The organism is Skermanella aerolata KACC 11604 (genome assembly GCF_000936425.1).
Classification (GTDB): domain Bacteria; phylum Pseudomonadota; class Alphaproteobacteria; order Azospirillales; family Azospirillaceae; genus Skermanella; species Skermanella aerolata.
In genome coordinates this window covers 104,398-118,432 of sequence record NZ_AVFK01000017.1, presented here as the reverse complement: position 1 = coordinate 118,432, position 14,035 = coordinate 104,398, and the positions used below count along the sequence as shown (strand labels likewise).

Here is a 14,035-nt window from a genome sequence, read left to right as displayed (position 1 = left end):
GTCACGCGGCCTTGGCGGAGTGGGTGAAACAGCTCTTGCCGCAGACCTTCGAGCAGGACTGGCAGCCGATGCAGTTGTCGCCGTTGGCGATGCTCATCACCTTCTTTTCGGCATCGTCATCCTGGGCATCGACGATGTCGCCGTCCTCGGTGATGCCGATCATGTTCAGCACGCCCTGGGGGCACACCTTGAAGCAGCGGCCGCAGCCGATGCAGGCTTTCTGGTTCAGGTCTTCCACGAACTTGGGAGTCCACGCCCCGCCACCCTTCGTCTTACCTTGGACAAACTCGCTCATCGTGAACTCTCCTCGCGTGTCTTGCCTGAATACGGCTTGCTTGATAGTGATTTTTAAGAAGTCAGAGATTTAAGTTCGGCTCGCTTCTCGGTGAGAAGCTTGTAGGCGTCGTAGGTTTCCTGCGCGACATCAAGGATCGTTTCCCATTTGAGCGGCAGTTCTTCCGACAGATCGTGAAGGTCCATCTTTTTCGCGGTCGCCCGCGCGTTCAGCTTCTTGATCTCTTCCTTGAGGGCATCGGCGTCGCTCATGTCGCTTCCCCTTACAGGTCCGCAACGACGCGGTGCTCTTCGATCAGAGCGACGGCTTCGTTGACGAATTTCGTGCCTTCGGTCGCCAGCGCCTCGACCGAGGGGAAGCCGTAGCGGTGGATGTCGCGCATATGCTTGCTCAGCACCACTAGACGGCCGGTAAGCAGCACGATGCGGCCGAAGCCTTCATGGCTCATCTTCATCAGCGGGGTGGCCATCAGCTTGGTGCGCTTTTCGATCGTCAATCCCACCGCCTTGTAGAACTGCTCCATGCGGGTGATCGTATCGGGATCGGGATCGCCGATGATCGGGATCAGGCGGCGCTCTTCCTTGGTCAGGATGAAGGGCCGCAGGAGGATATCGTCGCTTTTGCCTTCCCAGGCGCCATAAGTGTCCTCGGCGCGGATCAGGGAGACGAGCGTCTTCAGGAATTCCTGGTCGAGCACTGCCTGCTCGGGGGTGGTGGCGATCGTTTCGGACATGCTGCTCACTTATTCCTCGTCGAAATTACGGGCGACTTCGGCGCCCTTGTTCAGGGCCTTCCGGAGCCAGGGTGGCGGCGAGCCGTTCAGCAGGACGACCAGCTTGTCGAGGACATCGGTGATGACCTCCGGCTGCTCGACCTTAACGGGGTGGATCTTCTTGGCGACGATGCGCGCGGCGGCGGAGGCGCCGATCGCGGCCAGATAGACGATGGCGCAATCCTCGATCGCGGCGATCTTGGGGACCAGCTTGTCCTCGTTGCCGTCCTCGAACATCTGTCCGTTGAACTGCACCGCTTCGAGCAGCCGGTAGCCGGTCGTGTCGATCTCGTAGATCGCGATGTTCTTGGCCCAGCCGAAATGGGCGTCGACACGCGCCATGTCCTGGGTACAGAAAGCAATCTTCATCGTTCCCTCTCGCTTGGCCGGCCTGACAAGGCCGTCCGGTGCCGTCCCGGTCCGGGGTGTGTTGGAGACGAGCCTAAGCCTTCGCGTGCGAACCGCCATGGTGCCCCTCCGTCGTGCCTTCCAGACCCCAGTCCTGGATCGAATGCTCATGATCGTTGGCCAGGAAGATGTTGCCGATCTCGAACAGCAGGTCCCGGGTGCCGCGATAGCCCACGACGACGCGATGCCCGGCGCCAAGGCGGTCGAAGGTCGGGAAGCCGGCGCGAACCAGCGGAGCGCCGGACCGGCTGACCGACATCCGGGCATGGCTGTTGGAAACGACGAGATCGGCACCGCGCGACAGCGTCTCGAAATCCTCGTGGTCGCCGACCAGCAGCGACCAGGCGCGGATCTTCTCCAGGATCGCCGACTGCGTCGGGGCGACGGCGGCGGTGACCTCGCAGCCCATCTCCTGAAGGAAGCCGCAATAGGCGTAGAGCAGGTCTGGCTCCAGCGCCACCGCGACGCGCTTGCGGCTGAAGTAGAAATGCCCGTCGAGCATGCCGTCGACCAGATGCTCGCGCTGGCGCCGGACGCGCGCCGGCACCGGCCGGTCGCTGAGGCCGGACAGGGTCGTGATGAAGGCATCGACCGCTTCCAGCCCGACAAGCCGGTCGAACAGCTTGAACGGCACGCCGGTCTTCAGTTCCAGCGCCTCAGCCGGCTTGCGCATGTGCTCGCCGATCGCCAGGGTCAGGACGGCTGCCCCCATGCCCTTGATCTCGGCCGCCGTCACGCCGCCTAATGTGGTCGCCGTGAAATCGTCGGGCTGCCGCCCGCCCAGGGAGGTGGAGAGATCGGGCAGGATCACCGGCGTCAGGCCGAAGCCCTCGATCAGGTCGCGGATTTCCTCGACGTCGCCGGGCGTCAGGTGACTCCCGGCCAGCACGTTGACGCGGTTGCTCACCTTGACGGATGCCGGCTCGACCATGGCGTCGATCACGGCGGTCACCGTGTTCGCGAAACCGTCCTCGATACCGCCCGTGAAGTCCGGCGTGTTGATGAAGACGAGGTTGCACTTTTCGGCCACCTCCGGATGCTTCTTCCGGAAGATGGTGAGCGCGCCCCGCATGTCCTCGCCCTTGGTTTCCGTCAGGCCGGTGCTGCATACGCCGATGACTTCGGGCTTGTTCCGCTCGTACATGGTCAGTACGGCGGCTTCCAGGTTGTCGTAGCCGCCGAGGATGGTCTGCACCTGATCCATCGCCGTGGTCTGGAGCGGGATCGCCTCGCGGAAATGCCGTACCATCAGCACAAGTCCGAAGGCGGTGCAGCCCTGGCTGCCATGAAAGCAGGGCAGGCAGCTGTCGATCCCGAGCAGCGCCAGGGCACCGCCCAACGGCTGGCTCATCTTCAAGGGATTGATCGCCGCGGCCTTGTTGGACTGGTGAGCCTTGAACATCTCGCTTGCCCCCTATTCCGCCGCGGTTTCGCCAAGGGCCGGAGCAGGTGCGTCCCAGGGCGCCGGCAGCCGGACCTGACGCCAGATCGGGTTGCTCAGGGTCTTGTCGATCTCCTCGACCAAGGCCACAATGCCTTCATAGCCGGCGAAGGCGACGTGCCGCTCCTGGTTGACGTCCAGCCACGGAACCTTGGCCTTCAGGGCGATGAACTGGCTGCGCCCGCCCGACAGCATGATGTCAGCCTTGGCATCGCGCAGCATGGCCGCGATATCGCGGGGCTTGAGGTCTTCCCACATGTGGAACTCCTCGCCCTTGATCTTCTTCAGCCGCTCCTTGTCTTCCTTGGTCGATTTCTTGACGCTGGTGCCGATGATCTCCAGCCCGGCGCCTTCCAGCGCCGTGACCATCGACCAGCTCTTGACGCCGCCGGTGAACAGCAGGACGCGCTTGCCGGTCAGCCGGTCCTTGTAGGGAGCCAGCCGGCGCCATGCCCGCGCCTCTTCCTCGGTGATGATGGTCTCGGTGCGAGCGATCAGGTCGTTTGGAGCGCCGCGCCCCACGAGCAGCTTCGCGATATTGCGCAAAGTGTCGCTCATGTCGGACACGCCGTAGAACGAACCCTCGAAATAGGGGATGCCGTAGCGCTCTTCCATCTTGCGCGCGACGTTGACCAGCGCCTGGGAGCAGACCAGCATGTTGACCTTGGCCCGGTGAGCCGAGGCGACTTCGTTATACTTGCCGTCGCCGGAAATCATCGAAAGGATGCGGACGCCCATCTTGTCGAGCAGCGGCTTGACTTGCCAGAACTCGCCGGCAAGGTTGTATTCGCCGATGATGTTGATGTCGTAGGGAGTCGTGTACTCGGGCTCGCGGGTGCCGATCACGTGGTCGAGCAGCGTCTCGCCGCCCAGCTTGTTGCCGAGATTCTTGCTGCCGACGAAGCCGGGCGCATTGACGGGGATGATCGGCTTGCCGAGTTTGTCGGCGGCGAACTTGCAGACCGCTTCGATATCGTCGCCGATCAGGGCCGGGACGCAGGTCTGATAGACGAAGACCGCCGGCGGATCGTATTTCAGGACGATTTCTTTAATGGCCTTGAACAGCTTCTTCTCGGCGCCGTGAATGACGTCCAACTCGCTGAGGTCAGTCGTGAAGCCGGTGCGGTAAAGCTGGGAATGGGAGGACTTGGAGCCGCGGTTGTCCCAGGAATTGCCCTCGCAGGCAATGGGACCGTGGACGAGGTGGGCGGCATCGGCGATCGGCTGCAATGCGATCTTGGCGCCGTCGAAAGCGCAACCCCCGGCGGCGGCGCCGGGCTTCAGGGACTTGGTACAGCCCTTCTTGCGTTCCTTGGCGGACTTGTCCTGGTTCGTGGCACAGCCAGGTTCGTTGAAGACTTCCTGCACCTTGTCGACCAGCATCTCAATCCCCCGTCCGGAAGCGGCGTCGATTGGGACATTCGCAGATGCCCCAGAGGCGCACGGCTGTTAAATGCGACAGTCAGTTCAAATGCTTTAGTCCGGGTAGTGCCCGGCGGTCCCGATAAAGGGACCGCCGGGGTTAAGCGTCGTCAGCGGATCAGGTCGAACGAGTAGTCGGTCTCGCCGGCGATGTTCGTGTGGTTGTCCATGTCGTCGAGGATCTTGTCGAGGATACGGACCAGCACGTTCAGACCGCCCTGATAGCCCCAGGTGGGATAGCGGTGGTGGTGGTGGCGGTCGAAGATCGGATAGGTCAGGCGGATGAGCGGGATCTTGGTGTCACGCTCCAGATACTTGCCGTAGCTGTTGCCGATCATGTAATCGACCGGGTCCGTGAACAGCAGCGAGCGCAGGTGCCACAGGTCCTTGCCGCCGTAGGCCTTGCCCGAAGCGCCGAACGGGCTGCTGTCGAGCAGCTTCTGGACCTGCTTCTCCCACTTCTTGGAACCGGAGGTCGAGAGGATGTGGACGGGCTCGGCGCCCATTTCCAGCAGGAAGCGCGACAGACCATAGGTGGTGTCGGGATCGCCGAAGATGGCGAAGCGCTTGCCGTGGATGTGGGTGTGGCTGTCCGCGATGGCATCGACCAGACGGCCGCGCTCCAGGGTCAGTTCGGCCGGAACCGGCTTGCCGGTCAGCTCGGCCAGCTTCACCAGGAACTCGTCGGTGGCGGCGACGCCGACCGGGTAGTTGAGCTTGGTGACGTCCTGGCCCTTGTCCTTGATGTAGGACAGGGTCTGCGGCGAGCAGTATTCCTGCAACGAGATCGTCGCCTTGGCGTTCTTCGCGGCCTTGACCTGATCGATCGTCGTGCCGCCGTCATACAGGCGGAACTTGCCGTCGGTCGGGGTGTCGAACACGTCGGACACGTCGGAAATGATCGTGGCGTTGATGCCGAACAGGCCGAAGATGCGCTTCAGTTCACGGTTGTTGCCGACCGCGTAGCCGTCGAAGCCCGGAATGATGTTGATGCCGTCGTCTTCGACGCGGGCAGCAGCGTCCGGAGCATCCCAGAAGTAGTTCAGGATGCCCTTGACCATGTTGTCGTAGCCGGTGACGTGGCTGCCGACGAAGGCCGGGGTGTGGGCATGCGGAGCCGGGAAGTCCTGGGGGATGCTGTCCTTGTTCTTCGCGTTGACGATGAAGCCCTGCAAATCGTCGCCGATGACTTCGGCCATGCAGGTCGTCAGGACGGCGATCATCTTCGGCTGGTACAGGCTGTAGGTGTTGGCCAGACCGTCGATCATGTTGTTCAGGCCGCCGAAAACCGCCGCGTCTTCGGTCATCGACGAGGAGACCGCGGAATTCGGCTCCTTGAAGTGACGGGTCAGGTGCGAGCGGTAGTAGGCGACGCAGCCCTGCGAACCGTGGACGAACGGCAGGGTGCCTTCGAAGCCCTGGGCCGCGAACACGGCGCCGAGCGGCTGGCAGGCCTTGGTCGGGTTGATCGTCAGCGCTTCGCGGGAGAAGTTCTTCTCCTTGTATTCCTCGGACTTGGTCCACTCGGCGACGCGGGCGACCTCTTCGTCAGGATGGCCGAACTCGAAATTGGCACGCTTGCTGGCGAAGATTTCCTTGTATTCCGGCTCGCGGAACAACTGAAGGTGATCAATAACTTTTTCGGGATTCTGAGGCATGTTGGTCTCCAGAAAATTCCAGGCCGGGATTACCGGACGGCGACGGCGGCGGCGGGGTCCTTGAGGAACGGCGCCGCGATGGCGCCGCCGTCTTCATTGATGTCAGGCCCAGGGAGCCTTGGTCAGGTTCCACACGGGGTTGTTGATCGCCATGTCCATGTCGCGGGCGAAGATGGCGAACCCGTCGTAACCGTGGTACGGGCCGGAGTAGTCCCAGGAGTGCATCTGGCGGAAGGGCTTGCCCATCTTCTGGAAGACGTACTTTTCCTTGATGCCCGAGGCGACCAGATCGGGGTCCAGCTTCTCGACGAACTTCTCGAACTCGTAAGCCGTGACGTCGTCGTAGATCAGCGTGCCTTCCTTGGTGTAGTGGGTGGTGCGCTGATAATCGTCGTTGTGGGCGAATTCGTAGCCGGTGCCGGTCACTTCCATGCCCAGGTCATGGTAGGCGTCGACCACGTGCCGGGGGCGCAGGCCGCCGACATACAGCATGACCTTCTTGCCGTTCAGCCGGGGCTTGTACTTGGCGATGATGCCGTCGATCAGCGGCTGGTACTTGGCGATCACGGCTTCGGCATTGGCCTGGATCTTGTCGTCGAACAGCGCCGCGATCTTGCGGAGGCTCTCGGCGATCTGCGACGGGCCGAAGAAGTTGTATTCCATCCAAGGAATGTTGAACTTCTCTTCCATGTGGCGGGCGATGTAGTTCATCGACCGGTAGCAGTGGATCAGGTTGACCTTGGCCTTGGGAGTGTTCTCCAGCTCGGCCAGCGTGCCGTCGCCCGACCACTGGGCGATCACGCGGAGACCGATCTCTTCGAGCAGGATGCGCGAGGACCAGGCGTCGCCGCCGATGTTGTAGTCGCCGATGATCGTGACGTCGTACGGAGTGGTCTCGAGTTCGGCGCGCGGCTCGGACTTCTCGAACACCCAGTCACGGATGGTATCGTTGGCGATGTGGTGGCCCAGCGACTGGGAAACGCCGCGGAAGCCTTCGCAACGGACCGGGATGATCGGCTTGCCGATCTCGGCCGACTTGTTGCGGGCGACGGCCTCGATGTCGTCACCGATCAGGCCGATCGGACATTCCGACTGGATCGAGATGCCGTTGACCAGCGGGAACAGGTCGTTGATCTCGTCGATGACCTTGGCGAGCTTCTTGTCACCGCCGAAAACGATGTCCTTCTCCTGGAAGTCGGACGTGAAATGCATGGTGCCCCAGCTATCCACACCGGTAACGCCGATGTAATAGTTGCGGCGGCCCGACCATGAATAGTAGCCGCAGCCGACCGGGCCGTGGGAGATGTGGATCATGTCCTTGATCGGACCCCACACCACGCCCTTGGAACCGGCATAGGCGCAACCGCGAATGGTCATGACGCCGGGGATCGACTTGACGTTCGACTTGACGTCGCAATCCTTGGCTTCCGCCTTCTGGATGCCGATATGCTTCGCGCGGCGCTTGCGCGACTTCTCGGGATAAGCCTCAAGCACCTCATCGATGAGGGCTTGGGTCGCTTCTTTGGTCTGTTCGTTCGCCAAGCTCATGCCGGCCTCCTGCTGCTCGTCCGTTGCGCGCCGCGCGCGCTTTGCGTGGTCTTCAGCGCGTCAGCCGCGCCGCAGTGAACGATCGCGCTTCGGTCGAAGCGCATCGTGGAATTTTTCGGGGGCCGCAATCCTTGCGGCTACGACCCCCGGGGTCGTCTTAACGGTAGAAAGTCGCTATCAGGCGGACGCGGCGGCAGCGGCGGCTGCTTCCTTGGCCTGAAGCTCGGCCAGAGCCTGCTCTTCGGTCTTCATGATGCCGAAGTCCATCAGCATGTCTTCCAGCTCTTCCATGGTGATCGGGGTCGGGATGACGCCGTTACCGGAATTGTTGTGGATCTTGCTGGCGAGCTGACGGTACTCGTCGGCCTGCGCGCTGTCCGGAGCGTATTCGATCACGGTCTGGCGGCGCAGTTCGGCGTGCTGGACGATGTTGGCGCGCGGGACGAAGTGGATCAGCTTGGAGCCGAGGCGCTTGGCCAGGGCGTCGGCCAGGTCGTACTCGCGGTCGGTCTGGCGCTCGTTGCAGATCAGGCCGCCGAGACGGACGCCGCCGCTGTTGGCGTACTTCAGGATGCCCTTGGAGATGTTGTTGGCGGCATACAGCGCCATCATCTCGCCGGACATGACGACGTAGATTTCCTGAGCCTTGTTCTCACGGATCGGCATAGCGAAGCCGCCGCAGACCACGTCGCCGAGCACGTCGTAGGACACATAGTCCACGTCGTCATAGGCGCCGTTCTCTTCCAGGAAGTTGATGGCGGTGATGACGCCACGGCCGGCGCAGCCAACCCCCGGCTCCGGACCGCCGGACTCGACGCACTTGATGTTCTTGTAGCCGATCTTCAGGACGTCGGCGAGTTCCAGGTCCTCGACCGATCCGGCTTCGGCGGCCAGGTGCAGGACGGTGTCCTGGGCCTTTGCGTGCAGGATCAGACGGGTGCTGTCGGCCTTCGGGTCGCAGCCGACGATCAGGATTTTCTGATCCAGCTCGACCAGAGCTGCGAGGGTGTTCTGGGAAGTGGTGGATTTGCCGATGCCGCCCTTACCGTAGAAAGCAATCTGGCGAAGCTTCTTGGTCATCAGTTTTCGCTCCTTGGCAGGCTGAAGTAGCCGTTTCGTGGTCCAGTCGCGGCGGGTAGAGGGCCGCTGCACAGGACCCTCATTGCACTCGCCATGCCAACTCCCGAATTTTTCTTAAGTCATTGACTATGCTATGGTTTTTCCATGCTTGACGGTTTGTCGCAGGGCCTGACCAAGCTGTGTGATACCTGACAAACCCCTACACATTGTCGTGTCTGACACACCGGAAGGGGCGTTCGGACCGCTGGCCTTCCCCTTTGTCGCGATTGCCGCACCTGCCCCGGCGCCGGGGGTTTCGATGACTGGGAGGTTACAAGGAAGCGGAGACACGCTACTCTATGTCCACAAAAAAGGTGTGCGCATGTCCGACGAAACCGACAACGAGAAGGCGGGTGAACCCGCTCCAGTAGCGCAACGGGTCTACCGAGCCGGCATGGTCAGGGTGTCGCCCGCTTTCCTCGGTTCGACCGCGTTCAACGCGTCGCCCGAGCCGCTCCATATAAGCGGCACGCGGGAACAGCATGCCGCACTGTTCGGGCGGCTGGAGGAGACGCGCTCCGCCGACGACGCGGCGACCCTGTTCCAGGACTACATGGCGGAGACCTTCGGGATCTCGCCCGACTTCCGGGGCGCCCCCGGCGCCGACGGCCGGCAGCGGTTCCGCTCCTCCTACCTGCGTCTGCTCAAGGGGTGGATGTTCTGCAGCAACCGGGCCGAGGGCGCGGTGCTGAAGGGCTGGGCCGAAAGCCGGTTCGGCCTTTTGCCGACATACCACGCCGAACCGCTGAAGCGGCTGGCGTCCGAGGCGTGGACCAACTACGCGGAACAGAAGCTCTCCACCCGTTTTCAAAACAACATGATCCACGAACAGCTCGACCTGCTGTTCGAGTTCTGCCAGTGGTCGCTGGCGCGGCCGGGAGCCGGACTGCCGGATGCCGGTTGCGCCCATTTGACGCTGTACCGGGGCGTCAACGATTTCGAGGAACACCATATCGTCGGCCGGTGCGACAGCCGCGCGGCCGGGCGGCGGACCGTGATCCTGAGGCTCAACAATCTGGTTTCATTCACGAATGACCGGAATATCGCGTGCCAGTTCGGCGACCATATCCTCGAAGCGAGGGTACCGTGCGTGAAGCTGGTGTTCTTCCGCGACCTCCTGCCACGCTATCCATTCCAGGGTGAAGGCGAATACCTTGTCATAGGCGGCGACTATCTGGTCACGTCCTCCATCCTTTAGAATTTCTCATTGGAAAGCAGTCACGGCCGATGATCGATCCGAAGATCAAGGACCGCGCCTTGGGCGCGTACCTGGGCTTGGCCTGCGGCGATGCCCTGGGCGCCACGGTCGAGTTCATGACGAAGAGCGAGATCGCCCGCGAATACGGCATCCACCGGCACATCAAGGGCGGCGGCTGGCTGCGGCTGGCGCCGGGTCAGGTGACCGACGATACCGAGATGTCGGTCTGGCTCGGCCGCGCAATCCTGAAGTCAGGCGGCTGGGACCTGACGCTGGTCGCCAACTGCTACGCGGAATGGCTGCGCGGCGTTCCCGCGGATGTCGGGGATACGACACGGCGCGGCATTCGCAACTACATGATAAAGGGCGAGATCGAAGCGGCCCTGTCGGAGACCAGCGCCGGCAACGGGGCCGCGATGCGCAACCTGCCCGTCGTCCTGTCCACCTTGGGCGACGACGACGCCTTCGTCCGGCGCAGCCTGGAGCAGTCGCATATCACCCACAACAACCCGCTGTCGGATGCGTCGGTCCTGTGCCTGGGCCGGATGGTCAGGCGGCTTATTCTAGGCGGTGGCATCAAGGAATGCCGGGAAGAAGCCAACGACCTCGTGACCCAGCACCGCGTGTTCCGCTTCGCTCCCTATTCCGGACTGTCCACCGCCTATATCGTCGATACGATCCAGACCGTGTTCCACTATTATTTCCGCACCGACAGCGTCGAATCCTGCATCGTCGAAACCGTCAACCAGGGGGGCGACGCCGATACGACGGGCGCCATCATCGGCATGCTGGCCGGCGCCACCTATGGCGCGCAGGACATCCCATCGCGGTGGCTGCGGAAACTGGACAAGGACGTGAAGGAGGAGATCGAGCGTCAGACCGACCTGCTTCTGGCCCTGTCGCCCGCCTTGCGGTCTTCATAAGAAAATCCACTCGACAAGAAAATCCATCCAGGGGAGTTCCAGCACCATGGCAACGGTTATCTTCTATGAAAAGCCCGGCTGCGCCGGCAACGCCCGGCAGAAGCGCCTGCTGACCGATGCCGGGCATGAGGTGGAACCGCGCGACCTGCTGAGCGAGCCGTGGACCGCCCAAAGCCTGCGCCCCTTCTTCGGCGACCGGCCCGTGGCGGACTGGTTCAACAAGGCCGCGCCGTCGGTCAAGTCGGGGGAGATCGATCCCGGCTCCTTCGACGAGGCTTCGGCACTCAGGGCGCTGATCGCCACACCGCTGCTGATCCGCCGGCCGCTGATGCAGGTGGGGGAGCGGCGGGAAACCGGGTTCGAACCGGCGCTGGTGGAGGCCTGGATCGGGCTGGCGGAGCCGGTCGAAGGATCGATCGAAGGATGCCCGCGCCAGTAAGCCCCTCGACAGCACGTCCGGTTTCTCGTAAGGCCTTGGCATGTGCGAGCTTCTGGGCATGAACGCCAACGTTCCGACCGACATCTGCTTCAGCTTCGCCGGCCTGATGCGCCGGGGCGGCCAGACCGGGCCTCATTCCGACGGCTGGGGCATCACCTTCTATGACGGCAAGGGATGCCGCAGCTTCCACGACCCGCGCCCGAGCGCCGAGTCCGAGATCGCGCGGTTCGTCCGCGGCTACTCGATCAAGAGCACCAACGTGATCTGCCACATCCGCCGGGCCAACCGGGGGCGGGTGGCGCTGGAGAACACGCACCCGTTCATCCGGGAGCTTTGGGGCCGCTACTGGACCTTCGCCCACAACGGCCAGCTCAAGGGCGTCAAGAACCTGACGTTGTCGGCCTACCTGCCGGTCGGCACGACAGACAGCGAACACGCTTTCTGCTGGATGCTGGACCGGCTGCGCGAGCGCTGGGACCGTCCGCCCGCCCATAAGTCGCTGTGCCGCGAGATCCGGAGACTGGCGGAGGAGTTGAACGGCAGGGGCGTGTTCAATCTTCTGCTCTGCGACGGACAGTCGCTGTTCTGCTTTTGCAGCACCAACCTCGCCTGGCTGACGCGGCGCTATCCGTTCGGCAACGCGACCTTGCTGGACGAGGATCTGACCGTCGATTTCGCCCAGGAGACCACGGCCCGCGACGTCGTCAGCATGGTGGCGACACGGCCGCTGACACGGGATGAGGACTGGACGATCATGGACAAGGGGTCGTTCGTCGTGTTTCGCGACGGTAGTTGCCTTTGATGCTGAAGCTCCTATGATGCCCCCTGGCGATGGTTGTATGACACCGACGCTGTTCGCGCCCCAGCATCCGCACCGGGCGCCAGATGTGAGGATCGGACCGGCATGACCGAGTTGAATACCGGTCCTGATACCTTGCTGGATGCTGTTTTCGACACGTCCCCCGACGCCATCGCCATTTTCGAGCCGACCGCCCCTCATCCGGTGCGATCGAACCGGGCAGCGGACGGACTGCCGCCGGAGATTTGGTCGATCCTGCGCGACCATTGCCGGCGCGTGGCCCGGACAGGCGTGGCCTGTACGTCGGAAGCGCTTCATAAGGCCGCCGATGGTGAGCGCTGGCTGCGGCTGAACGCCGCTCCGTCCGGTGCGCTGGTCGTCGCCACCGTCAGCGACGTAACCGACCTTCACGAGGCCCGGCAGGCAGTGGCCGAAACATGCCGGGAGGCGGAGCGGCAGCGCACCGAGACGCTGGCTGCCGGAGAGGCCAAGTCGCGCTTCCTCGCGACGATGAGCCACGAGCTGCGGACGCCGATGAACGCCATCCTGGGCTTCGCCGACCTGCTGAAGAGCTATACGCTGGACCAGCAGCAGATCGCCTATGTCGAGATCATCCGGCGGTCGGGCCAGGACCTGCTGCGGGTGCTCAACGACATCCTGGACTTCAGCAAGATCGACGCCGGCTTCCTGACACTGGAACGCACTCCCTACAACCCGGCCTCGCTGGCGCGCGACATCGTCATGCTGTTCGCCAAGACAGCGCGCGACCGGGAAACCTCGCTGTTCGTCAGCAGCGATCCCGACGTGCCGGAATGGATCGAAGGCGACGTAACGCGGATCCGGCAGGTGCTGTCCAACCTGATCGGCAACGCCTGCAAGTTCACCGAGGACGGCCGGATCGACGTCCGGGTATCGCCGGGGCCGGACGGCACGATCGAGTTCGCGGTCATGGATTCCGGCATCGGCATGACGTCGGAACAGCTGCGCCGGATCTTCCAGCCCTTCGTCCAGGCCGACGAGACGACGACGCGGCGCTTCGGCGGCACCGGGCTTGGGCTCGCGATAAGCAAGCGGCTGGTCGAGGCCATGGGCGGAACGGTGCGGGTCACCAGCATGCCGGGCGAAGGCTCCGTGTTCCTGGTCCGCATCCCCGCCAGCATTTGCCAGCCGCCCGCCTATGCCGAAGAGGCGGAGGCGGATGAACCGGCGGTGCGGGAAACCCGGCGTGTCCTGCTCGCCGAAGACAATGCGATCAACCGCATGCTGGTGGAGCGCATCCTGGAGCAGGATGGCCACGAGATCGTCTCGGTTCCGGACGGACGCCTTGCCCTGCTGGAGGTGGCCGAGACGGGCTTGAGGTCCGAGGACAACCCGATGGGCTACGACCTGGTGCTGATGGACATGCACATGCCCGAGATCGACGGACCGGAAGCGACCCGCGCGATCCGGGCGCTTGGCGGTCCCGCCTCGTTGATCCCGATCATCGGGCTCAGCGCCGACGCCATGTCCGAGCAGATGGACCAGCATATGGCGGCCGGCCTGGACGGATACCTGACGAAGCCGCTGGATCAGGCCAAGCTCCGGGCGATGGTCAGCCGGACGCGGGTCCATGCGGCGCCGGCGCCGCACTCCACTGCCGTCCCCTTCCCTGCCTCGCCGTCCGACAGCGGGCTGATCGACGAGAGCCAGATTGGGGAGATACGGGAAGTGGTCGGCGAGGAGATGCTGTCCGAGCTGCTCGTCGCCTTCTGCCGGGACGTACAGGCGGAATTCGTCCGCCTCAGGGAGGCCTGCGCCGGACCCGACAGGGCCGTACTGGCCGGTGCCGCCCACACTCTTCGAGGACTTGCGGGCAACCTGGGAGCCGCCAGGATTTCCGCATTGGCAGCCGTGGTCGAGGAAGCCGCGAAGAGCGAAGACGGTGGGACGATCGACCCGGCGCTGATCGCCGAACTGACCGCCGCGGTCGAACGAACCGTCGAGGAGCTGTCCCGGCGCGCCTGAGCGCGCCGG

General features: G+C 63.5%; 14 protein-coding genes. 5 read left to right on the top strand and 9 right to left on the bottom strand.

Features of this window, described 5'->3' with window-relative positions; translation table 11 throughout:
* Position 1: 1 nt before the first annotated feature.
* From fdxB to nifH, 9 genes are all read right to left on the bottom strand, one after another.
* On the bottom strand, positions 2 to 295 hold the full coding sequence (fdxB, locus tag N826_RS20480) for a ferredoxin III, nif-specific (protein ID WP_044431883.1): 294 nt from the start codon (positions 293 to 295) through the stop codon (positions 2 to 4).
* 53 nt (positions 296 to 348) lie between these two features.
* Complete coding sequence (locus N826_RS20475; protein WP_044431880.1) at positions 349 to 546, bottom strand: CCE_0567 family metalloprotein; 198 nt, start codon at positions 544 to 546, stop codon at positions 349 to 351.
* A gap of 11 nt (positions 547 to 557) precedes the next feature.
* Positions 558 to 1,028, bottom strand: a complete 471-nt coding sequence (locus N826_RS20470) for a NifX-associated nitrogen fixation protein (protein WP_044431877.1) — start codon at positions 1,026 to 1,028, stop codon at positions 558 to 560.
* Positions 1,029 to 1,037: 9 nt separating this feature from the next.
* Positions 1,038 to 1,436, bottom strand: a complete 399-nt coding sequence (gene nifX, locus N826_RS20465; RefSeq protein WP_044431874.1) for a nitrogen fixation protein NifX — start codon at positions 1,434 to 1,436, stop codon at positions 1,038 to 1,040.
* 73 nt (positions 1,437 to 1,509) lie between these two features.
* Positions 1,510 to 2,877, bottom strand: a complete 1,368-nt coding sequence (nifN, locus tag N826_RS20460; RefSeq protein ID WP_044431872.1) for a nitrogenase iron-molybdenum cofactor biosynthesis protein NifN — start codon at positions 2,875 to 2,877, stop codon at positions 1,510 to 1,512.
* 12 nt (positions 2,878 to 2,889) lie between these two features.
* Positions 2,890 to 4,299, bottom strand: coding sequence for a nitrogenase iron-molybdenum cofactor biosynthesis protein NifE (nifE, locus tag N826_RS20455; protein ID WP_044431871.1), 1,410 nt, complete (start codon positions 4,297 to 4,299; stop codon positions 2,890 to 2,892).
* Positions 4,300 to 4,448: 149 nt separating this feature from the next.
* Positions 4,449 to 5,996, bottom strand: coding sequence for a nitrogenase molybdenum-iron protein subunit beta (gene nifK, locus N826_RS20450; protein WP_044431869.1), 1,548 nt, complete (start codon positions 5,994 to 5,996; stop codon positions 4,449 to 4,451).
* Positions 5,997 to 6,098: 102 nt separating this feature from the next.
* Complete coding sequence (gene nifD, locus N826_RS20445; protein WP_044431867.1) at positions 6,099 to 7,544, bottom strand: nitrogenase molybdenum-iron protein alpha chain; 1,446 nt, start codon at positions 7,542 to 7,544, stop codon at positions 6,099 to 6,101.
* A gap of 177 nt (positions 7,545 to 7,721) precedes the next feature.
* Positions 7,722 to 8,624 carry a nitrogenase iron protein gene (gene nifH, locus N826_RS20440; protein WP_044431865.1) on the bottom strand — a complete coding sequence of 301 codons (903 nt, stop codon included), beginning with the start codon at positions 8,622 to 8,624 and terminating at the stop codon, positions 7,722 to 7,724.
* A gap of 361 nt (positions 8,625 to 8,985) precedes the next feature.
* Between nifH and N826_RS20435 the strand changes: the two genes are divergently transcribed.
* The 5 genes from N826_RS20435 (at position 8,986) to N826_RS20415 (ending at position 14,026) form a co-directional block, all read left to right on the top strand.
* Complete coding sequence (locus N826_RS20435; protein WP_044431864.1) at positions 8,986 to 9,861, top strand: NAD(+)--dinitrogen-reductase ADP-D-ribosyltransferase; 876 nt, start codon at positions 8,986 to 8,988, stop codon at positions 9,859 to 9,861.
* Between the two features lie 29 nt (positions 9,862 to 9,890).
* Complete coding sequence (gene draG, locus N826_RS20430; RefSeq protein WP_044431863.1) at positions 9,891 to 10,784, top strand: ADP-ribosyl-[dinitrogen reductase] hydrolase; 894 nt, start codon at positions 9,891 to 9,893, stop codon at positions 10,782 to 10,784.
* A gap of 46 nt (positions 10,785 to 10,830) precedes the next feature.
* Positions 10,831 to 11,223, top strand: a complete 393-nt coding sequence (locus N826_RS20425) for an ArsC/Spx/MgsR family protein (protein ID WP_044431862.1) — start codon at positions 10,831 to 10,833, stop codon at positions 11,221 to 11,223.
* A 40-nt stretch (positions 11,224 to 11,263) separates the two neighbouring features.
* On the top strand, positions 11,264 to 12,025 hold the full coding sequence (locus tag N826_RS20420; RefSeq protein ID WP_044431861.1) for a class II glutamine amidotransferase: 762 nt from the start codon (positions 11,264 to 11,266) through the stop codon (positions 12,023 to 12,025).
* Positions 12,026 to 12,127: 102 nt separating this feature from the next.
* Positions 12,128 to 14,026 (top strand): ATP-binding protein, encoded by a 1,899-nt coding sequence (locus tag N826_RS20415; protein ID WP_052831679.1) that lies wholly within the window; start codon positions 12,128 to 12,130, stop codon positions 14,024 to 14,026.
* Positions 14,027 to 14,035 lie beyond the last annotated feature (9 nt).

Bases quoted from the DNA above. Each gene is read 5' to 3' on its own strand.
- fdxB (WP_044431883.1), bottom strand. From the start codon at position 295: ATGAGCGAGTTTGTCCAAGGTAAGACGAAGGGTGGCGGGGCGTGGACT.
- N826_RS20475 (WP_044431880.1), bottom strand. From the start codon at position 546: ATGAGCGACGCCGATGCCCTCAAGGAAGAGATCAAGAAGCTGAACGCG.
- N826_RS20470 (WP_044431877.1), bottom strand. From the start codon at position 1,028: ATGTCCGAAACGATCGCCACCACCCCCGAGCAGGCAGTGCTCGACCAG.
- nifX (WP_044431874.1), bottom strand. From the start codon at position 1,436: ATGAAGATTGCTTTCTGTACCCAGGACATGGCGCGTGTCGACGCCCAT.
- nifN (WP_044431872.1), bottom strand. From the start codon at position 2,877: ATGTTCAAGGCTCACCAGTCCAACAAGGCCGCGGCGATCAATCCCTTG.
- nifE (WP_044431871.1), bottom strand. From the start codon at position 4,299: ATGCTGGTCGACAAGGTGCAGGAAGTCTTCAACGAACCTGGCTGTGCC.
- nifK (WP_044431869.1), bottom strand. From the start codon at position 5,996: ATGCCTCAGAATCCCGAAAAAGTTATTGATCACCTTCAGTTGTTCCGC.
- nifD (WP_044431867.1), bottom strand. From the start codon at position 7,544: ATGAGCTTGGCGAACGAACAGACCAAAGAAGCGACCCAAGCCCTCATC.
- nifH (WP_044431865.1), bottom strand. From the start codon at position 8,624: ATGACCAAGAAGCTTCGCCAGATTGCTTTCTACGGTAAGGGCGGCATC.
- N826_RS20435 (WP_044431864.1), top strand. From the start codon at position 8,986: ATGTCCGACGAAACCGACAACGAGAAGGCGGGTGAACCCGCTCCAGTA.
- draG (WP_044431863.1), top strand. From the start codon at position 9,891: ATGATCGATCCGAAGATCAAGGACCGCGCCTTGGGCGCGTACCTGGGC.
- N826_RS20425 (WP_044431862.1), top strand. From the start codon at position 10,831: ATGGCAACGGTTATCTTCTATGAAAAGCCCGGCTGCGCCGGCAACGCC.
- N826_RS20420 (WP_044431861.1), top strand. From the start codon at position 11,264: ATGTGCGAGCTTCTGGGCATGAACGCCAACGTTCCGACCGACATCTGC.
- N826_RS20415 (WP_052831679.1), top strand. From the start codon at position 12,128: ATGACCGAGTTGAATACCGGTCCTGATACCTTGCTGGATGCTGTTTTC.